This is a genomic window from Robertkochia solimangrovi, assembly GCF_007279655.1.
GTDB classification, from domain to species: domain Bacteria; phylum Bacteroidota; class Bacteroidia; order Flavobacteriales; family Flavobacteriaceae; genus Robertkochia; species Robertkochia solimangrovi.
The window spans coordinates 47,079-64,494 of sequence record NZ_QKWN01000004.1; the positions used below are offsets into that span (position 1 = coordinate 47,079).

The following is a 17,416-nucleotide window of genomic DNA, read 5'->3' on the forward strand; positions in this document are numbered from 1 at the left end:
TCTTATTTACTTAAATTCGACTCAATACGCTCCAGAGAACCCTCTAAAAGCACTATATTATTTGCGTTTACAATTTTGTAAGTGTTTAATTCTGAGGCAGTTACGACTTCAGACCCCTTCAAATTGCGCGACGACAAATATACGTTATTATTTGAATCACCCAAGACAAACAGTGATTTTTTGCTTTCTAACCCTAAGGCTTTCAGCACAGAAGCGAAATCTTTAGTTTTTGGCGCTTCGAAGTTGAAGTCTTCTACCACAACTATTGAATTGTCTTTCGCTTTTAAAGTAAGTGCCGATTTTCTAGCTAACTTCTTAAGGTTTTTATTCAATTTCTGAGTGTAGTCTTTTGGTCTTGGACCAAAAATTCTACCACCTCCTTTGAAAACCGGAGATTTGATACTTCCCGCTCTCGCAGTACCGGTTCCCTTTTGCTTCTTGATCTTACGGGTACTTCCCGCGATCTCTGCTCTTTCTTTGGATTTGTGAGTACCCTGACGCTGATTAGCAAGATATTGTTTAACATCCAGGTAAACCGCGTGCTTGCTAGGCTCTACACTAAAAACCGCGTCAGAAAGTGTTACCTTTCTTCCGGTTTCTTTTCCTTTAATATCTAATACTGCTACTTCCATTACTTCTGAATGATTACATAAGCATTTTTGTGACCTGGAACACAACCTTTAACAACGATAAGGTTTTTCTCAGGAACCACTTTCAATACTCTTAGGTTTTGTACTGTTACTTTCTCTGCACCCATTTGCCCAGCCATTCTCATTCCTTTGAATACACGAGCAGGATAAGATGCAGCACCGATAGATCCGGGAGCTCTCAAACGGTTATGTTGACCGTGAGTAGCCTGTCCAACACCACCAAAACCGTGACGCTTAACAACACCCTGAAAACCTTTACCTTTTGAAGTACCGGTTACATCCACAAATTCTCCAGCAACAAATTCCTCAACAGTTACTGTATCTCCTAATTTATACTCTCCAACAAACTCCTTGAATTCGACAACTTTTTTCTTAGGAGAAACCCCTGCTTTCTTTGCATGGCCTAATTCAGCCTTATTAGCACGTTTTTCTGCCTTGTCATCGAAACCAAGTTGAAGAGCTTCATACCCGTCAACCTCCATGGTTCTGACTTGGGTAACTACGCATGGCCCTGCCTCAATTACAGTACACGGAATGTTCTTTCCGTTCTCATCAAAGATGCTGGTCATACCAATTTTCTTTCCAATTAACCCAGACATTTTAATTTAATTTAATGACCTGATCCGATTATCGGCCAGATCGGTTTGTTACTAAATACTTCTTTATTCAAAAAAATTCAGGGTCAAAAATACTTCAACCCTGAATGTATTTTTTCCGTTTTTCCTTCGCGAAACGCTCCGGACATGTAACCCGGACTTTTCAGTCCCGGTGTATCATTAAACTTTGATCTCTACCTCAACTCCACTTGGAAGCTCCAGCTTCATCAACGCATCGATAGTCTTTGATGAAGAAGAATAGATATCAAGAAGTCTTTTATAAGAACTCAATTGAAACTGTTCTCTCGACTTCTTGTTTACGTGAGGAGAACGAAGTACAGTAAAGATTTTCTTGTGCGTTGGTAACGGAATTGGTCCGGTTACAACTGCACCAGTGGTTTTCACTGTTTTAACGATCTTCTCAGCAGACTTATCCACGAGGTTATGATCGTATGATTTTAGTTTTATTCTGATCTTTTGACTCATTTTCTTAAGATTTAAGCATTAACCCCTTTTGCTGCTTTAATAACCTCTTCAGCAATATTTGAAGGAGTTTCCGCATAGTGAGAGAATTCCATTGTAGAAGTAGCCCTACCAGAAGAAAGCGTTCTCAGGGAAGTAACATATCCGAACATTTCAGAAAGTGGCACTTCAGCCTTGATCACTTTAGAACCGGCACGGTCACTCATGTTGTTAACCTGACCACGACGACGGTTAAGGTCACCCACGATATCACCCATGTTTTCTTCCGGAGTAAGAACTTCCAGTTTCATGATAGGCTCCATCAATACTGCTCTCGCAGCTTTTGCAGCAACTTTATAACCCAATTTCGCAGCAAGTTCGAACGATAGCTGATCTGAATCGACCGCGTGGAACGAACCATCTTTCAGGGTAATCTTCATGGCATCCATTTCGAATCCTGCCAAAGGACCATTCTTCATAGCCTCTCTGAATCCTTTCTCTACAGAAGGAACGAATTCTCTAGGAATGTTACCACCTTTAATCTCATTAACGAATTCAAGTCCAACCTTACCTTCTTCAGCAGGCTCCATAGTAAACACGATATCCGCGAATTTACCACGACCACCGGTTTGCTTTTTGTAAACCTCTCTGTGATCTGCCTTAGCAGTAAGAGCTTCCTTGTACTCAACCTGAGGTTGTCCCTGGTTAACATCTACTTTAAACTCACGCTTAAGACGGTCAACGATAATATCAAGGTGAAGCTCACCCATACCAGAGATGATCGTTTGCCCTGAAGCCTCATCGGTCTTAACCTGGAAGGTCGGATCCTCTTCAGCAAGCTTAGCAAGCGCCATACCTAATTTATCAACGTCAGCCTTAGTCTTAGGCTCTACAGCAATACCGATTACAGGATCAGGGAACACCATACTCTCCAGTACGATAGGGTGCTTCTCATCACAAAGGGTATCACCGGTCTTAATATCTTTAAATCCTACAGCAGCTCCGATATCTCCCGCTTCGATAAAATCGATAGCATTCTGCTTATTGGAGTGCATCTGATAGATTCTTGAAATACGCTCTTTCTTACCTGAACGAGTGTTCAACACATAAGAACCAGCATCAAGGTGACCTGAATATGCACGGAAGAATGCAAGACGACCAACAAACGGATCGGTTGCGATCTTAAACGCAAGCGCAGAGAAAGGAGCCTCTACATTCGGCTTACGTGAAATCTCCTGCTCAGTATCAGGATCTGTACCTACGATAGCTTCCTTATCAACAGGAGAAGGAAGGTAACGACATACACAGTCTAAAAGGAACTGAACCCCTTTATTTTTGAAAGATGAACCACATACCATAGGAATGATAGCGATATCCGTTACAGCAGCTCTAAGCGCAGCATGAATCTCATCTTCAGTAATCGAATCTTCATCTTCGAAAAACTTCTCCATAAGGCTTTCATCGTACTCAGCAACAGCCTCGATAAGCTGAGCTCTGTACATATCAACCTCTTCTTGCATATCAGCAGGAATATCTACCTCATCAAAAGTAGATCCGAAGTTATCCTCATGCCATACAATGGCTCTGTTCTTAACAAGGTCAACAATACCTCTGAAATCAGCTTCATCTCCGATAGGAAGTACGATCGGCACTGCCTTCGAACCTAACATCTCGATAACCTGATTACAAACGTTCAGGAAGTTCGCCCCCTGACGGTCCATTTTATTAACGAAACCGATACGTGGTACTTTATAGTTGTCAGCCAGACGCCAGTTGGTCTCCGACTGAGGCTCAACCCCGTCAACCGCACTGAAAAGGAAAACCAAACCGTCAAGTACTCTCAAGGAACGGTTTACCTCTACGGTAAAGTCAACGTGTCCGGGAGTATCGATGATGTTAAAGTGATAATCTTTAGCATCAGGAAGCGGCTGTCCTTTTTCCATTGGGAATTTCCAGGTACAGGTGGTAGCAGCCGAAGTAATGGTAATACCACGCTCCTGCTCTTGCTCCATCCAGTCCATTGTAGCAGCACCGTCGTGCACCTCCCCGATCTTGTGGCTCATCCCTGTATAGAAAAGGACACGCTCAGTAGTCGTGGTTTTACCGGCATCGATATGCGCTGCAATTCCAATATTTCTAGTGTATTTTAAATCTCTTTGTGCCATTTTTAAAAGTCTCGGTTATCGGTTAAAATCTAAAATGAGAGAATGCTTTGTTAGCTTCAGCCATCTTGTGTGTATCCACACGCTTCTTAACAGCAGCACCTTCTTCCTTGGCAGCAGCTAGAACCTCATTTGCAAGGCGCAGCGCCATAGACTTTTCATTACGCTTACGGGAATAACTGATAAGCCATTTCATAGCCATAGATACTTTTCTGTCAGGTCTGATCTGCATAGGAATCTGAAAGGTTGCACCACCAACGCGACGACTTCTCACTTCTACGTGAGGCATAACGTTAGATAAGGCATCTTTCCAAATTTCAAGGGCAGTTTTTTCTTCATCCTGCTTTTTCTCTTCCACGATGTCAATAGCATCGTAAAACACTTTAAATGCAACCGACTTCTTACCATCCCACATCATCATGTTAACGAAACGCGTTACCAGCTGATCGTTAAACCTTGGATCCGGCAAAAGAGGTCTTTTTTTAGCCTGTCTTTTTCTCATGTCTTGTCTTTAAAAGTTTTAATTACTTTTTAGGGCGTTTAGCACCGTACTTAGACCTACGTTGTGTTCTACCCTGAACCCCTGCGGTATCCAGCGCACCACGAACGATGTGGTATCTAACTCCCGGTAAATCTTTTACCCTTCCGCCTCTTACTAATACTATCGAGTGCTCTTGGAGGTTGTGACCTTCTCCAGGGATGTATGCGTTTACCTCTTTACCGTTGGTAAGACGAACCCTTGCTACTTTACGCATAGCAGAGTTTGGCTTCTTAGGTGTAGTGGTGTAAACACGCGTACAAACCCCTCTTCTCTGAGGACACGAATCCAAAGCAGCCGATTTACTCTTCTTAGTAATCGTGGCTCTTCCTTTTCGTACTAATTGTGAAATTGTTGGCATAATTTACTTTACAATAAATAATTTAATTTTAATCTCAACCCACTGATTCTGTGAGCATGACGGCACTTCACAAATCTGCACACGTCATTTTGAGGGTGGCAAAGGTAGAAATATTTATCAAGAAATCAAACCTTAATTGATTAATTTTCAAGGGAGTTGAAAAAAAATAAATTTCCAATAATTAAATTCATTCCAGAGACCTTTTAAAAATTATCCTATCCGCTTTCTAAATACTGAATCACCGGAGATCAATAGGTAGCCTATTAGCAATACCCTTTAATCCTATAGTAAATCATTATTTCTATATATCCCACACTATGCTTATAAACCAACTCAATCTTTCATTTTTACAGCGATCCAACACCATTATCTATGCATTTCTTCCCCAAAACTTAATGTTAGCCTCAAAAATTCAATAATTATCATAATTCTTTGATTTAGTGTGCTTTATACACCGGAAGGAAATTTACATATATAACTAGCAAATAAACCCCGCTATGTAATCCCAGTCCTATAAAACCCTGTATATCTGTTAGTTAACCTTATATTTTAGCTAAAAAAAGTTGCATTGTTAACATCTTATTAGGAAATTTATGAATAGCTAATTCAAATATTTTAACAATGAGAACGAGTTTTAGTGGATTATTAACACTGCTACTAGTGTTAATAGTGCATACTACGTACGCACAAACAAAAACCATCACCGGTATCGTTACTGACGACAGTAACATTCCATTACCGGGGGCCAACATCCTTATCAAAGGAACCTCTACGGGTACCCAAACAGATTTTGACGGTAATTATTCTATCGACGCTGCTGTAGGTGACGTATTGGTTTATTCCTATGTAGGCCAGAAAACAGAAGAACGTACCGTTGGTGCTCAGGATGTCATCAATGTACAACTCTTTCAGGATGCCCAGGCACTGGAAGAAGTGGTAGTAACGGGTAATATACTCGGTACTAAGGCTACTCCCCGTTCACAAGGATATGCATCCGTTAACCTTAGCAGTGAAGACCTCACGGAAGTTACCAATACCAACCCTTTTGAGTCCCTTTCCGGTAAAGTGGCCGGGGTAGATATCACAGCACCTGCACAACCAGGGGCTTCTTCCAAAGTGATCGTCAGAGGATTTTCCTCTATTACCGGTTCAAATTCACCTTTATATGTGATTGACGGTACCCCGATCACAAATGCTTCCAACAGCTCCAGCGGCGCTGCTGTCGACCGAACATTCGATGCCGGTTCCGGTATTAATGATCTCGACCCTAACAGTATTGAATCCATGACCGTTCTTAAAGGAGCCTCTGCAACAGCTCTCTACGGCTCCAGAGCAGCAAACGGGGTAATCATTATTACTACAAAAAAAGGTAAAGACGCCGCAAAGATCAGAGTCGACTTCACCTCCTCTCTTGACTATCTCCAGGTCTCAAGAGTTCCGGAACAACAGACAACATTTGGTGAAGGTTGGAACGGAGTAGGGTATTCTTCGCTACCGACTGGCGGACTCGGCGCCAGTAATGAAAATGGTTCATGGGGTCCTGCCTTTACCGGTCAGGTAAGACCATGGGGGCAGATATACAATAACTCGCAACAGGTAAAACCCTATGTTGCCCTTTCTGATAATGTAAAGGATTTCTATGAGATCGGAAATATATACACCAATTCCTTCCGTATCAGTGGGGGTAGTGAAAACTCTGATTTCTCCCTGACCTTTACCAATACGAACAGTGATGGTGTAATTCCGACGGATGCAGATAAGTACGACAGGAAAGCGTTCAACTTAAATTCCGGAATACACAATGAAAAATTTGCCGTTCGCGTCAGTGCCAATTATATCACCCGTGACCAGAATGCAGTAAATACCGGGCAAGGTGATGCGGCCGGAGAGGGTAATACATTTATGCAGGAATTACTGCAAGTACCAGTCGATGTGAGCATCATCGACATGGAAGATTATATCAATAATCCATTCAACAACAACAGTTACTTTTATACACCTTATGCATCCAACCCCTACTGGGTTCTCAATGAGAATGGAACCAAAATTCGAAGTAACCGTGTTTTTGGAAACCTTAATTTCTCCTACAATTTCACCGATGATATCTCAGCCGTCTGGCAGATCGGTGCTGACATCGAAAACCTTAAACGTAAAAGCTGGGGTGCCATCGTAGAATATCTTCCCGGCTCTCCGCAGGACCTTCTGGGCACACAGGAAGTATTTGGGGGTGTTACGGAGTATCAGATTGAACGCAGACAATACGACACCTTCCTTACAATTAATTATGATCATGATTTTACAGAGCTCTTTAATTTAAGTGCGGCGGTCGGTATGAACTACAACCAAAGATCATTTGACGAACTCAGTGCTTCTGTTACCGACCTCGATATTCCGAATTACTATGAGCTCAGTAACAGTGCCACAACACCGGTAGTCACTCAATCCAACTCACTTAGAAGAACATTAGGTCTGTATGCTACTGCAACACTTGGGTTCATGGACAGATACTTCCTAACCCTTACCGCCAGAAATGACTGGACCTCTACCCTTCCGATCGGTAAGAACTCATATTTTTATCCTTCCGCAACCGGTAGTGCGATCCTTTTGGATTCTGGTGCAACTTTCCTGAAACTTCGGGGAGGTATTTCCAGAGTTGGTAATGACACACAACCCTACCGTACAGAATCAACACTTGTACAAGGGGTCGCAGGAGCTTATTTCGGACAGATCAATATGCCTCTGGGCGGTGTAAACTCTTTTGAATTGAGTTCACTACTCGGAAACAGTGAATTGAAACCGGAGATCACCACCGAATATGAGATCGGGGTTGAAGCGAACCTGTTCAACCGCAGAATCACATTAGATGCCTCCTATTATAACCGGGATACGAAAGACCTTTTAATGGATCAATTGCTGCCACGGTCAACCGGTTATCTCAACATCACCGGTAACTATGCCGATGTAAATAATAAAGGTATTGAGTTGGTTTTGGGAATTACTCCGATACGAACCGATGGATTTAAATGGCAATTTGATTATACATTCACCAAGAATGAGAATGAGATCACAGACCTTAGAGGTACCGACCGATTCGTGATCAACTCAGCATACAATATCACTTTCAATGCTGAAGAAGGACAGCCACTTGGTGTATTCCGATTCCGCGGTCCTGCAACGAATGATGAAGGTCAGTATATCGTAGATCCGAATACCGGATTCTACACTCAATCGGATGAAGAGCAATATCTGGGAACGTCTCAGAGAGATTTCGTGATGGGTTTCAGAAACTCCTTTACCTTCAAGAATTTCAATCTTTCTTTCAGTGTCGATTGGAAGGAAGGAGGAAAAATGTATTCTTATACGAAGCGTTTGATGGAGTTTGTGGGTAATGCTCCTAATACGGTTTATAATGACAGAAATCCGTTCATTATTCCGAATTCAGTCGTTGATAACGGGGATGGCACCTATTCTGAAAACACTACTGCTGTAGCTTATGATCAGGTGACCAATTTCTGGGGAACCGGTAGCCATCCGGCGATCGAATATACCCACATGATCGACAAGACCTTTGTTCGCTTAAGAGATGTTTCACTTTCATACAATGTTCCCTATGAATTCGTTGAATCTCTAGGTCTCAGCAGTGCTTCCATTAGTATATATGGTAAGAATCTTGCTCTCTGGACACCGGCAGATAATCCTTATGTAGATCCTGAGGTTACCACTTTCGGTAGTGATCTTCAGAGTGAATTCGGTGAATTTGCCGCTAACCCGGCTCAGAGAACCTATGGAGCATCCTTAAAATTGTCATTCTAACTCATCAAAAACAAGAACAATGAAAAATTATATATATCTGACGATACTATTTGTGATACTCCTGTTCTCATCCTGTGAGAATAAAATGGATATCAATAGAGATCCGGATTTACTTTCACCTGATGGCATAGAACCGGCAACAGAACTCCCAGCTGCCATTGCCGGAGTAGCCGGAGCACAAGGTGCTGAATTCGCGATCATCGGCGGTATGTGGTCTCAATTCTGGACACAGAGTAACGCTGCGAACCAATACAGAAACATCGATTCCTACCAGGTTAACCCTTCGAGTTATCAGGGCGCATGGAACAATATGTATGATGCACTGGGCGACATCAGAAACATAAAGAGAATAGCCGAGGAGACAAGCAACTGGAACTATTATCTCGTCGCCACCTGCCTTGAAGTTTATGCTTCTCAGATTCTGGCAGACTGGTACGACCAGATTCCTTACTCAGAAGCCAATGATATCACCAACTTTGCCCCCGCATTCAATTCCGGGGAAGAAGTTTATGATCTGATGATCTCAGATCTCAATAGTGCTTTATCACGCAATCTCAGCGCCTCGGAAGGCAACCCTCCTCTAAACGATGACTTCATCTTCGGAGGCGATATGTCAAAGTGGGTGCAGTTCGCGAATACTTTGAAACTGAAAATCTTCCTTCGTCAAACCGAGATCAGACCCGGAGTGGCTCAAAGCGGTATTCAATCGACCAATAACAACTTCCTTATGGAAGATGCTGCTATGACGCAGTTCATCGATGAAGCGAATCGCTCCAATCCACTCTACGAGAGTGATCGCAGACAGCTGAATACAGCGACAAATCTTCGTGCGAGCACAACTATGTATTCTTACATGTCAACGAATAATGATCCGAGACTGGACGCATATTATGGAGCGGGAAATCCTCTTGATCAGGGCGATTATCAAAGTACCACCGCTCCCAACTCAATTTCTGTTGTGAATCTTTCGGCCACCACTCCGGTTTATTTCATCTCTGCTGAACACAGCATGCTCATGCAGGCAGAAGCCTTGGTGAGATACAGTGGAGGAGCCGGAGCTAAGGCAATGTATGATGCGGCACTGATGGCCAATTTTGAAAAATGGGGTGTAGATGCAACGGACATGATCGCATCAGGCGGCGCCTATGCATTTCCTGACGGAGGTAGCATGGACGATCAGATTACCGCCATTATAACGCAGAAATGGTTAGCGAGCTTCCCCGGGAATGGTTTTGAATCATTTTTCGAACATAACAGAACCGGAATACCGATGACCTCCAGCGTTGATCAATCTGATGAAAATTATGTAGCCGGTCAATTTGCCTATTCTGTCAACGGCTTTACCGGAGGTGTTTTCCCTAAAAGACTCCCCTGGCCAAATGATGAATTAACCCGAAATCAAAACGCACCTGACCAGTCAGTGGAACTCACTGTGCCGGTTTGGTGGGATAATTAAAAGCTAAAAATGATGAAAAGTAGAATTATATATATATGCCTGATCACAATACTTGCTCTCACCGGATGTGAAAGCGAAAGTACAGGCGGCGTATCAGACATAACGAACTTTGCTGTTATTGAACTGGAAGGAGATCAAGACATCTTTTTGGAAGTAGGCGAGGAATATATTGAACCCGGAGCTACAGCTACGGAAAATGGCAGCCCCACACCAGTCACTACTACATCCTACGGACTATTCACCGGACAACCATTGAATACCGATGTAATCGACATTTACAACATAGAGTATTCCGCAACTAATGTAGATGGATATCCTGCATCCGCGTCCCGAAGAGTGATTGTAGCAAATACAGGCAACCTGGTAGATGATATCTCAGGAGTATATGTATCCACGGTTATTCGAAATGGCGTATCAGATTCTGCCTATGAAGATATGACTTACATCATTATCTGGAAGAATGAAGACGGTTCCTTTGAATTAAGCGATGGTGTTGGAGGCTACTATATGATCGGCCGGGCTTATGGAGTAGCCTATGCTGCAACCGGAGCAACCATTATGGTAAACGGACTTAACAATTACACTTTCGGACCTGAATTTGGTGTGGGTGCATTTGGAGGGGTGGCCAAAATAACGGAAATGACCGTCGATCCGGACGCAAAAACGATAAATTTCAAAACGGATTGGGATTCAGAATATCTGTTCGATGTCTATCTCACTCAGGTTCAATATTAATTATAAAAACAATTCAAGATGAAGAAAATATATAAAATCGCAGTTTTATTATTTACAGGTTTGGCAATTTCCGGGCTGACCTTATCTTGTGATGAACACGGAGATGAGGATCCGGGTGCTACACGCACTGTTGAATTTGCAGGCGACTGGTTCATCGTAGGATATTTTTCAGACGGCACAGTAGCTTATAACGGAGACTACGTGCTATATTCCACCTACAACGCCTCCTCTAATGATGAAAACTTCTGGATCGATGATCACAATACATTTTTCCAGATCAAAACCAAGGTACAGGCAGAATTCGGCGACCTGACCTTTTCAGGACAAAGCGCTTCCGAAGAACTGTACACCGGAGGCACGGTGACAGTGACCAACGGACGGATCATTAAGAACGGTGGACGGGCTTATGGATCTAATACGGTAGTAGATAGTATTTATTTTGAAGCAGAGTTCGACTGGGATCCCGGTACGACTTATATTTTCGGCGGGCATAAAAGAACAGGTTTTCTTGAAGATGATAGTCCGACCATAGAATGAGCAAAGCGATCATTTAATAAAAACCATCCGTTTTCGGGTGGTTTTTTTATACCTTTGAGCCATGAAAAATGATTATCAGATCTTTGGCATTCGCACGGTGATCGAAGCCATCCAATCAGGCAAAACCCTGGACAAAATCTTTATCCAAAAAGGATTGAAAGGCGACCTGATTTCCGAACTCCATAAATTAATCAAAGATCATGATATCAATAGTGTGGTTGTTCCTGTTGAGAAACTCAACAGATTTACCAAAAAGAACCATCAGGGTGTTGTTGCAAATATTTCACCTGTAGAATTTCATGACTTAGATGAACTTGTGATCAGCGTTATCGAACGTGGAGAAACCCCATTTTTTCTGATCCTTGATCAGTTATCCGATGTACGTAACTTCGGAGCGATCATACGAACTGCAGAATGCACAGGAGTTCACGGTATCATTATTCAAAAGAAAGGAGCAGCACCTGTTTCTGCAGATACGGTAAAAACCTCTGCAGGCGCTGTATTTCGTGTTCCCATTTGCAGAGTTGATCACATCAAGGATGCTGTTTTTCATATGCAGGCCTCCGGTATCGCTGTTACCGCAGCTACCGAAAAAACTGAAAACCGACTTTATGACATTGCATTCGACCAACCAACCGCTATAGTGATGGGGTCTGAAGACATCGGTGTCTCTCCTTCAGTGCTTAAACTCGCCGATAACCTGGCAAGCCTGCCTATGTACGGCTCAATCGGTTCCCTTAATGTATCTGTCGCCTGTGGCGCATTCCTGTACGAAGTAGTAAGACAACGGTCCAATTGATATGTGTTGAATTAGCATCCCTAAAGGCAAGATTCAGGCTATAAATCATCAAAAAACAGAAAACGGAAAGCAGTTTAAAGCATAAAGCAAAATGGTAAATGCTTTACTTCCTCACTCATGTAACAAGTCACTTTGTAACACGTAACGCTCTAATTATAATGAATGGCTAAAAACGGTCAACGCTAATCATAGATGTTCAAAATAGGCCTTCGATTACCAAGAACTGAGCCTGGGAAAAACTGAACCTGCAAAGAAACCAAAGCCTGAGAAGTCTCCTCTAAAAAAACTGAGCCCGCTCCCGAATTCTCAGTACGCCAGCAGACCAAAAGATTATAACCGCAGCACAATAACTAAAATCAGGGCATAAATAGTATTAGAATCGAAAATCACATTGGCTTATCCGATGCTTCCTCCTCTTCATCTTCCTCTTTAAATTCGATGAAATTCCCGTCCTCATCAAAATGTTTCATAAAAGGATCGTTCTCCTCATTGTAATCCTCCATTTCCCAGAGATATTTTTTCTTCTGAAGTACACCTTCTTTTAAGACCAAAGCAAGTATGAGTCCACTGAGAAATCCGCCTAAATGACCTTCCCAGGAGATCTCATCATTAACTGGAATAATATACCATATAAGACTCCCATACAGAAAAACCACCGACAAGGACAAAGCCACTAATCTGAAATTACCAGCCAAAATTCCTTTAAAAAAAATAAAACTCACCAACACATAAATCAATCCGCTTGCCCCGATATGATAGGCATTTCTGGCAAAAAGCCAGGTAAATAAACCCGTCAGAAATATTCCATAAACTAAAACTTTCCAGCAGATCCTCCGATAGAAATAGATCACTGCAAATGAGAGTACGAAAACCGGTATTGTATTATTGTAAAGATGCTTCAGCGAACCATGAATAAATGGACCTGCGATTATTCCTCTGAGTCCTTTTAACGTCCTTGGATAGATACCCCAATCATTGAGATACACATGAAACTGTAGCTCCGCCCAGTAAACCACCCACATCACCAAGGTAAAGAACAGTGGAAACAACAACATGCTAAGATCAAAGGACAGGTCATCCTGATTTAGTAAAGCTCTTTTATTTGAAGATTTCATAATCGTGAAATATGCTCCGGGCAAACATTCATGATACAACCGGTGTAACTTCTCCCCAAATTAAGGTTATTTTTCAAACTTCCAAATTGTCACAATATTGTACTTTTGACATATGAATGAACCATTGGCAGAACGCGTACGACCGGAAACTCTTGAAGATTATATAAGTCAGTTACACCTGGTAGGACCATCGGGTTCTCTGAGCTTACAAATCAAAAAGGGACTCATTCCCTCATTAATTCTGTGGGGCCCTCCGGGCACTGGTAAGACCACACTGGCAAATATTATCGCCAAGGAAAGTGAACGTCCTTTCTATACCTTAAGTGCTATCAACAGTGGTGTTAAGGATGTAAGGGAAGTCATTGATAAGGCGAAACAAAGTGGCGGGCTTTTCACCGCAAAAAACCCGATACTTTTTATCGATGAGATCCACAGATTTAGTAAGTCTCAGCAAGACTCATTATTGGCCGCGGTCGAAAAAGGCTGGGTAACACTTATTGGAGCGACAACCGAAAACCCTAGTTTCGAGGTTATACCTGCGCTTCTTTCAAGATGTCAGGTTTATGTTTTGAATCCGTTTAGCAAAGATGACCTCATCGCTCTTTTACACAGAGCTATGAAAAAGGACACTCAGTTACAACAAAAAAAGATTACCCTAAAGGAAACCGAAGCCCTGTTACGATTATCCGGAGGAGACGGAAGAAAACTTTTGAATATCTTCGAACTTCTGGTGAATTCATCAGACGGAGATGATGTAGAGATCAATGATGCCATGGTCATGCAAAGAGTTCAGAAGAACACCGTTTTATACGATAAAACGGGCGAACAACATTATGACATTATTTCTGCATTCATCAAATCAATTCGCGGTAGCGACCCGAATGCTGCCGTATACTGGCTGGCAAGGATGATCGAAGGTGGTGAAGACGTAAAGTTCATAGCACGTCGACTTGTCATTCTGGCCTCTGAAGATATCGGGAATGCCAATCCTACTGCTCTCATAATGGCCAACAATACTTTTCAGGCCGTTAACACCATAGGTTATCCTGAAGCCCGGATCATTTTGAGTCAATGCGTTATCTACCTTGCTACCTCCGCTAAGAGCAATGCATCGTATATGGCGATCAATAATGCTATTGCTACAGTCAGACAAACCGGCGATCTCAGTATCCCAATCCACCTGAGAAATGCCCCGACTAAATTGATGAAAGAATTAGGCTATGGTCAGGAATATCGCTATTCTCATGACTATACCGGAAACTTTATCAATCAGGAATATCTCCCTGATGAATTATCGAGCACAAAATTCTTTGAACCCGGAAACAATCAGCGTGAGAATGGCATAAGGGAATTTCTGAAAAATAGATGGAAAGACAAATACGATTATTAGAATCGTATAGAATAGGTCTCTTTAACCAGCTTATCGCCCTGGTAATATTCTGCTACCCATACGTCACCTCTTTTAACGAGCATTCCATTCTTTTCCAGTATAAGGAAAGTATTCGCATCACTGGTCTTTTTAATTACAAACACCACTTTTGGGGTCATATCCACCAATTGGTATCCCCCATCTTTAGGTTGCGCATATAAGATTTCCACACCGGAAGGACTTACCTCGGTGATTACAGCTCCTGTAGCTTCCGCTTCTACTGTTTCCGGAACCACTTTTTCTACGACCACGGGTTCTTTTACTGCTACTACAGGAGTCTTGACCTGCGTATTTACGGCTACGGTAGTTGCAGCTGCGGCGTCGTAGGAATAGTCCAGTGATTTTACGGAATCAAATGCTTCCCGTATAGCTTCCTGATAGGATGGCTCATAATCTTTGATCTTACTTTTTCCTTCCTCGGAAGAAAAAACTACATTACCTCTGCAATCCTTGAGTAGAATAGCTACTTTGGAGCTAAATATTCCGGAACGATTATCTACTTCAGCAGTAAGAGCCCCACATGGGTTACTTATCAATTCATCCGGACGTTCATCATCATAGATCGCATTAAAACCTTCCTCTTCAAAAAGGAACTTCACAAGCGTATTTATTCGATACTGATTTGGATATTTCTGGAAATCGTACTTTTTAGGAACGATTAAATATTTATATGAATTTACATCTGTACTCTGGGCTATACCTGCATAGGTAAAAAATATAAGTAGTAAGAAGGCATACTTTCTCATAATTCACGATTTGAATTTTTATCTCTTGTCTTCAAAGATATAATTAAATCCGAATTGAACCGAAGCCTGATTGGATTTTGCAAGGTTTCCATAAGTAAGAATATTGTCTGCCAGCAAATAGAAATTTATATTGGCAAAATGTGTGGAAATACCAAGCCCTACGTTGTTATAGGAATATTTATCAAGTGTATAAGTTACTTTTGCTCTCAGAAAATTGAAGATCCTTCGGTAATAAAAGGCTGTTAATGCAGCATTTATCCTATGCGGGCGGTGTATTGCAAAAAGCTGTAGACCCACCGAGTTCTCAAACCCTGAATCATCGACATCACAACCACAATCATAGTTCTTACGATACCGGAGATTTCCAAAATTGTGAATGACAGCCGCGTTCAATTTCGCGGGTCTGAAACTGGTATATACGGTCTTAATGGTATCCAGAGGGATTTGCTCTTCGAGATCATCTTTAAGATCATCCCAGTAATTATTCAAAAACTCATCATCCGTCGCCTGCCCGAATAGAAACTCAATCCCTTCCAGTGCATAGGCCCCTCTAAGGGTATAACTCTCAAGATCTGTGATATGAAACATCATTCCCAGATCTTGTAAACTACCGGTATAGGTCCAGTAGTCGTTAGGGGAATAAGTAAATCCCAAATCCATTCCCAATCCAAGATTACCTGAAAAGAAACCCCTCCAGAATATGGATTTGAAAAAGTCTCTGATGCCTGTTATATTCTTATCCCATAAGGATGCATAGCCGGAAGTATGCACTTCCATATCGGCATTGATCATATGCCTGTAAACATTATCCTCACCTGGAACGGTGACAAAGGTTCCAGAATTACGACTTGCAGTTATGTTGATCATACTGTTATAGATCTTACCACGAACTCCTACGGTCAAACTTTTATTCACCTTCCGGTTCACCCCAAAATGAACTGCTGTAATGATTTCACCCTGCGCATTCAGATCTCCCAGATCATATTTACGATACAATTGCCCTGCATTTCCTTCATAGGCTATTCTGGCGATGTCGTTGGGCCAGTAATTATAAAAATCCAATTCCTGATATACTCCGAAAGAATAAAAGTTATCGCGATCCTTCTTACTCCGATAACCTCCAAAAAGTATCTCGATCTGTTCAGATACATCAATAATATCCTTATCATTGAGATCGTACAGTATCCTGTTTACTTTCACGTTGAAATTTACCCCATCGTCGGAAAAGAGGTCGTGCATTGTAAAGCCGCTACTTCCTGCATTTGCATAGATTCCAGACATAAACGGGATACCCGCATACGCTTTTTGATGAATTTCCACTCCGGGATTCACCATCACTGATTGCGGAATTTCCCTGAAGTTATAAAGTAATTGCCGGTTTTGTGCTTTTACTTGGTATAGGATCAGGAGAATAAAAAATAAAATGCATTTCTTTCGAATCATTTAAATTCCATATAAAATATTGCACTTGAATTAAACTCGATGGATCCTTCCGAATTTTCATCCAAAGGAGGAGGACTCTCATCGATCAATGCAATCTCGGCGGTTATTTTACTGGTATTTTTCAGAATTCCGATTTGGTCTTCAGGAAAATACACAAGCGTTGGAATAATGACCGGTTCTCCATTTGTTGAAGCAGGTATACTCACATCAACGCTATAGATTTCGATATCATTAGCGTCAAAAAACAATACTTCAGCAAAAAATGGTTTATTAATAGTGTTGGTATGTTCGATATAAAACTCGGCAGCCTTCAGGTTATATTCAAAGAAATCCTGAGAGAAGAGGTCTGCGTCGGTCGAATCTTTATAAGATGGTTCACCTTCAGCTTCTGCGAAATCCTGAGCGGAAAATTTAAAATAGACAAGGCTAAGTTCTATCGCAGGATCGAGTACAATATCATTGGCCTGATCGAAATCAACGTCATCAACGCAGGAACTGAACATCATCAAAATGACTGCACCTATCCACCCTATAATCTTTGATACTCCCTTCATATATAACAAACGTTTTAAAA

At 41.9% G+C, this 17,416-nt stretch carries 16 protein-coding genes; 6 read left to right on the forward strand and 10 right to left on the reverse strand.

What is annotated here, in order from left to right; translation table 11 throughout:
- Window positions 1-2: 2 nt before the first annotated feature.
- The 6 genes from rplD to rpsL form a co-directional block, all read right to left on the reverse strand.
- Window positions 3-632, reverse strand: a complete 630-nt coding sequence (gene rplD / locus DMZ48_RS06860; RefSeq protein WP_143954390.1) for a 50S ribosomal protein L4 — start codon at window positions 630-632, stop codon at window positions 3-5.
- Window positions 632-1,249 (reverse strand): 50S ribosomal protein L3, encoded by a 618-nt coding sequence (gene rplC, locus DMZ48_RS06865; RefSeq protein WP_143954391.1) that lies wholly within the window; start codon window positions 1,247-1,249, stop codon window positions 632-634. Before rplC ends, rplD begins: the two co-directional genes overlap by 1 nt.
- A 177-nt stretch (window positions 1,250-1,426) precedes the next feature.
- Window positions 1,427-1,732 (reverse strand): 30S ribosomal protein S10, encoded by a 306-nt coding sequence (gene rpsJ / locus DMZ48_RS06870; RefSeq protein ID WP_007094989.1) that lies wholly within the window; start codon window positions 1,730-1,732, stop codon window positions 1,427-1,429.
- An 11-nt stretch (window positions 1,733-1,743) separates the two neighbouring features.
- Window positions 1,744-3,873: an elongation factor G gene (gene fusA / locus DMZ48_RS06875; protein ID WP_143954392.1), complete on the reverse strand. Its 2,130-nt coding sequence runs from the start codon at window positions 3,871-3,873 to the stop codon at window positions 1,744-1,746.
- A 22-nt stretch (window positions 3,874-3,895) separates the two neighbouring features.
- Window positions 3,896-4,372 (reverse strand): 30S ribosomal protein S7, encoded by a 477-nt coding sequence (rpsG, locus tag DMZ48_RS06880; RefSeq protein WP_143954393.1) that lies wholly within the window; start codon window positions 4,370-4,372, stop codon window positions 3,896-3,898.
- Between the two features lie 22 nt (window positions 4,373-4,394).
- Window positions 4,395-4,769 carry a 30S ribosomal protein S12 gene (rpsL, locus tag DMZ48_RS06885; protein ID WP_143954394.1) on the reverse strand — a complete coding sequence of 125 codons (375 nt, stop codon included), beginning with the start codon at window positions 4,767-4,769 and terminating at the stop codon, window positions 4,395-4,397.
- A 621-nt stretch (window positions 4,770-5,390) separates the two neighbouring features.
- Here rpsL and DMZ48_RS06890 point away from each other — a divergent pair.
- The 5 genes from DMZ48_RS06890 to rlmB all read left to right on the forward strand — a co-directional run bounded on the left by DMZ48_RS06890 (window position 5,391) and on the right by rlmB (window position 12,109).
- The gene (locus DMZ48_RS06890; protein ID WP_143954395.1) at window positions 5,391-8,582 is read left to right on the forward strand and encodes a SusC/RagA family TonB-linked outer membrane protein; all 3,192 of its coding nucleotides are present in this window, start codon (window positions 5,391-5,393) and stop codon (window positions 8,580-8,582) included.
- Between the two features lie 19 nt (window positions 8,583-8,601).
- Window positions 8,602-10,038, forward strand: a complete 1,437-nt coding sequence (locus tag DMZ48_RS06895) for a SusD/RagB family nutrient-binding outer membrane lipoprotein (RefSeq protein WP_143954396.1) — start codon at window positions 8,602-8,604, stop codon at window positions 10,036-10,038.
- A 9-nt stretch (window positions 10,039-10,047) separates the two neighbouring features.
- On the forward strand, window positions 10,048-10,773 hold the full coding sequence (locus DMZ48_RS06900; RefSeq protein WP_143954397.1) for a BT_2262 family domain-containing protein: 726 nt from the start codon (window positions 10,048-10,050) through the stop codon (window positions 10,771-10,773).
- A gap of 18 nt (window positions 10,774-10,791) precedes the next feature.
- Window positions 10,792-11,310, forward strand: a complete 519-nt coding sequence (locus DMZ48_RS06905) for a lipid-binding protein (protein ID WP_143954398.1) — start codon at window positions 10,792-10,794, stop codon at window positions 11,308-11,310.
- A gap of 61 nt (window positions 11,311-11,371) precedes the next feature.
- A complete protein-coding gene (gene rlmB, locus DMZ48_RS06910; protein WP_143954399.1) occupies window positions 11,372-12,109 on the forward strand; it encodes a 23S rRNA (guanosine(2251)-2'-O)-methyltransferase RlmB in 738 nt (245 codons plus the stop codon).
- 386 nt (window positions 12,110-12,495) lie between these two features.
- Here rlmB and DMZ48_RS06915 read toward each other — a convergent pair whose 3' ends face one another.
- Window positions 12,496-13,224, reverse strand: coding sequence for a rhomboid family intramembrane serine protease (locus DMZ48_RS06915; RefSeq protein ID WP_143954400.1), 729 nt, complete (start codon window positions 13,222-13,224; stop codon window positions 12,496-12,498).
- 112 nt (window positions 13,225-13,336) lie between these two features.
- On the opposite strand from DMZ48_RS06915, the gene DMZ48_RS06920 reads away from it, so the two are divergent.
- Window positions 13,337-14,614, forward strand: a complete 1,278-nt coding sequence (locus DMZ48_RS06920; RefSeq protein ID WP_143954401.1) for a replication-associated recombination protein A — start codon at window positions 13,337-13,339, stop codon at window positions 14,612-14,614.
- Here DMZ48_RS06920 and DMZ48_RS06925 read toward each other — a convergent pair.
- From DMZ48_RS06925 to DMZ48_RS06935, 3 genes are read right to left on the reverse strand one after another with little or no spacing between them, the layout of a single operon-like run.
- Window positions 14,611-15,399: a hypothetical protein gene (locus DMZ48_RS06925; RefSeq protein WP_143954402.1), complete on the reverse strand. Its 789-nt coding sequence runs from the start codon at window positions 15,397-15,399 to the stop codon at window positions 14,611-14,613. The two genes, DMZ48_RS06920 and DMZ48_RS06925, sit on opposite strands and share 4 nt — an antisense overlap.
- A gap of 18 nt (window positions 15,400-15,417) precedes the next feature.
- The gene (locus DMZ48_RS06930; protein ID WP_143954403.1) at window positions 15,418-16,842 is read right to left on the reverse strand and encodes a DUF5723 family protein; all 1,425 of its coding nucleotides are present in this window, start codon (window positions 16,840-16,842) and stop codon (window positions 15,418-15,420) included.
- Window positions 16,839-17,396 carry a hypothetical protein gene (locus tag DMZ48_RS06935; protein ID WP_143954404.1) on the reverse strand — a complete coding sequence of 186 codons (558 nt, stop codon included), beginning with the start codon at window positions 17,394-17,396 and terminating at the stop codon, window positions 16,839-16,841. Before DMZ48_RS06935 ends, DMZ48_RS06930 begins: the two co-directional genes overlap by 4 nt.
- Between the last annotated feature and the right edge of the window lie 20 nt (window positions 17,397-17,416).

What these genes read in the sequence shown, in the direction of transcription:
- rplD (WP_143954390.1), bottom strand. Translation starts at nt 632, where the DNA reads ATGGAAGTAGCAGTATTAGATATTAAAGGAAAAGAAACCGGAAGAAAG.
- rplC (WP_143954391.1), bottom strand. Translation starts at nt 1,249, where the DNA reads ATGTCTGGGTTAATTGGAAAGAAAATTGGTATGACCAGCATCTTTGAT.
- rpsJ (WP_007094989.1), bottom strand. Translation starts at nt 1,732, where the DNA reads ATGAGTCAAAAGATCAGAATAAAACTAAAATCATACGATCATAACCTC.
- fusA (WP_143954392.1), bottom strand. Translation starts at nt 3,873, where the DNA reads ATGGCACAAAGAGATTTAAAATACACTAGAAATATTGGAATTGCAGCG.
- rpsG (WP_143954393.1), bottom strand. Translation starts at nt 4,372, where the DNA reads ATGAGAAAAAGACAGGCTAAAAAAAGACCTCTTTTGCCGGATCCAAGG.
- rpsL (WP_143954394.1), bottom strand. Translation starts at nt 4,769, where the DNA reads ATGCCAACAATTTCACAATTAGTACGAAAAGGAAGAGCCACGATTACT.
- DMZ48_RS06890 (WP_143954395.1), top strand. Translation starts at nt 5,391, where the DNA reads ATGAGAACGAGTTTTAGTGGATTATTAACACTGCTACTAGTGTTAATA.
- DMZ48_RS06895 (WP_143954396.1), top strand. Translation starts at nt 8,602, where the DNA reads ATGAAAAATTATATATATCTGACGATACTATTTGTGATACTCCTGTTC.
- DMZ48_RS06900 (WP_143954397.1), top strand. Translation starts at nt 10,048, where the DNA reads ATGATGAAAAGTAGAATTATATATATATGCCTGATCACAATACTTGCT.
- DMZ48_RS06905 (WP_143954398.1), top strand. Translation starts at nt 10,792, where the DNA reads ATGAAGAAAATATATAAAATCGCAGTTTTATTATTTACAGGTTTGGCA.
- rlmB (WP_143954399.1), top strand. Translation starts at nt 11,372, where the DNA reads ATGAAAAATGATTATCAGATCTTTGGCATTCGCACGGTGATCGAAGCC.
- DMZ48_RS06915 (WP_143954400.1), bottom strand. Translation starts at nt 13,224, where the DNA reads ATGAAATCTTCAAATAAAAGAGCTTTACTAAATCAGGATGACCTGTCC.
- DMZ48_RS06920 (WP_143954401.1), top strand. Translation starts at nt 13,337, where the DNA reads ATGAATGAACCATTGGCAGAACGCGTACGACCGGAAACTCTTGAAGAT.
- DMZ48_RS06925 (WP_143954402.1), bottom strand. Translation starts at nt 15,399, where the DNA reads ATGAGAAAGTATGCCTTCTTACTACTTATATTTTTTACCTATGCAGGT.
- DMZ48_RS06930 (WP_143954403.1), bottom strand. Translation starts at nt 16,842, where the DNA reads ATGATTCGAAAGAAATGCATTTTATTTTTTATTCTCCTGATCCTATAC.
- DMZ48_RS06935 (WP_143954404.1), bottom strand. Translation starts at nt 17,396, where the DNA reads ATGAAGGGAGTATCAAAGATTATAGGGTGGATAGGTGCAGTCATTTTG.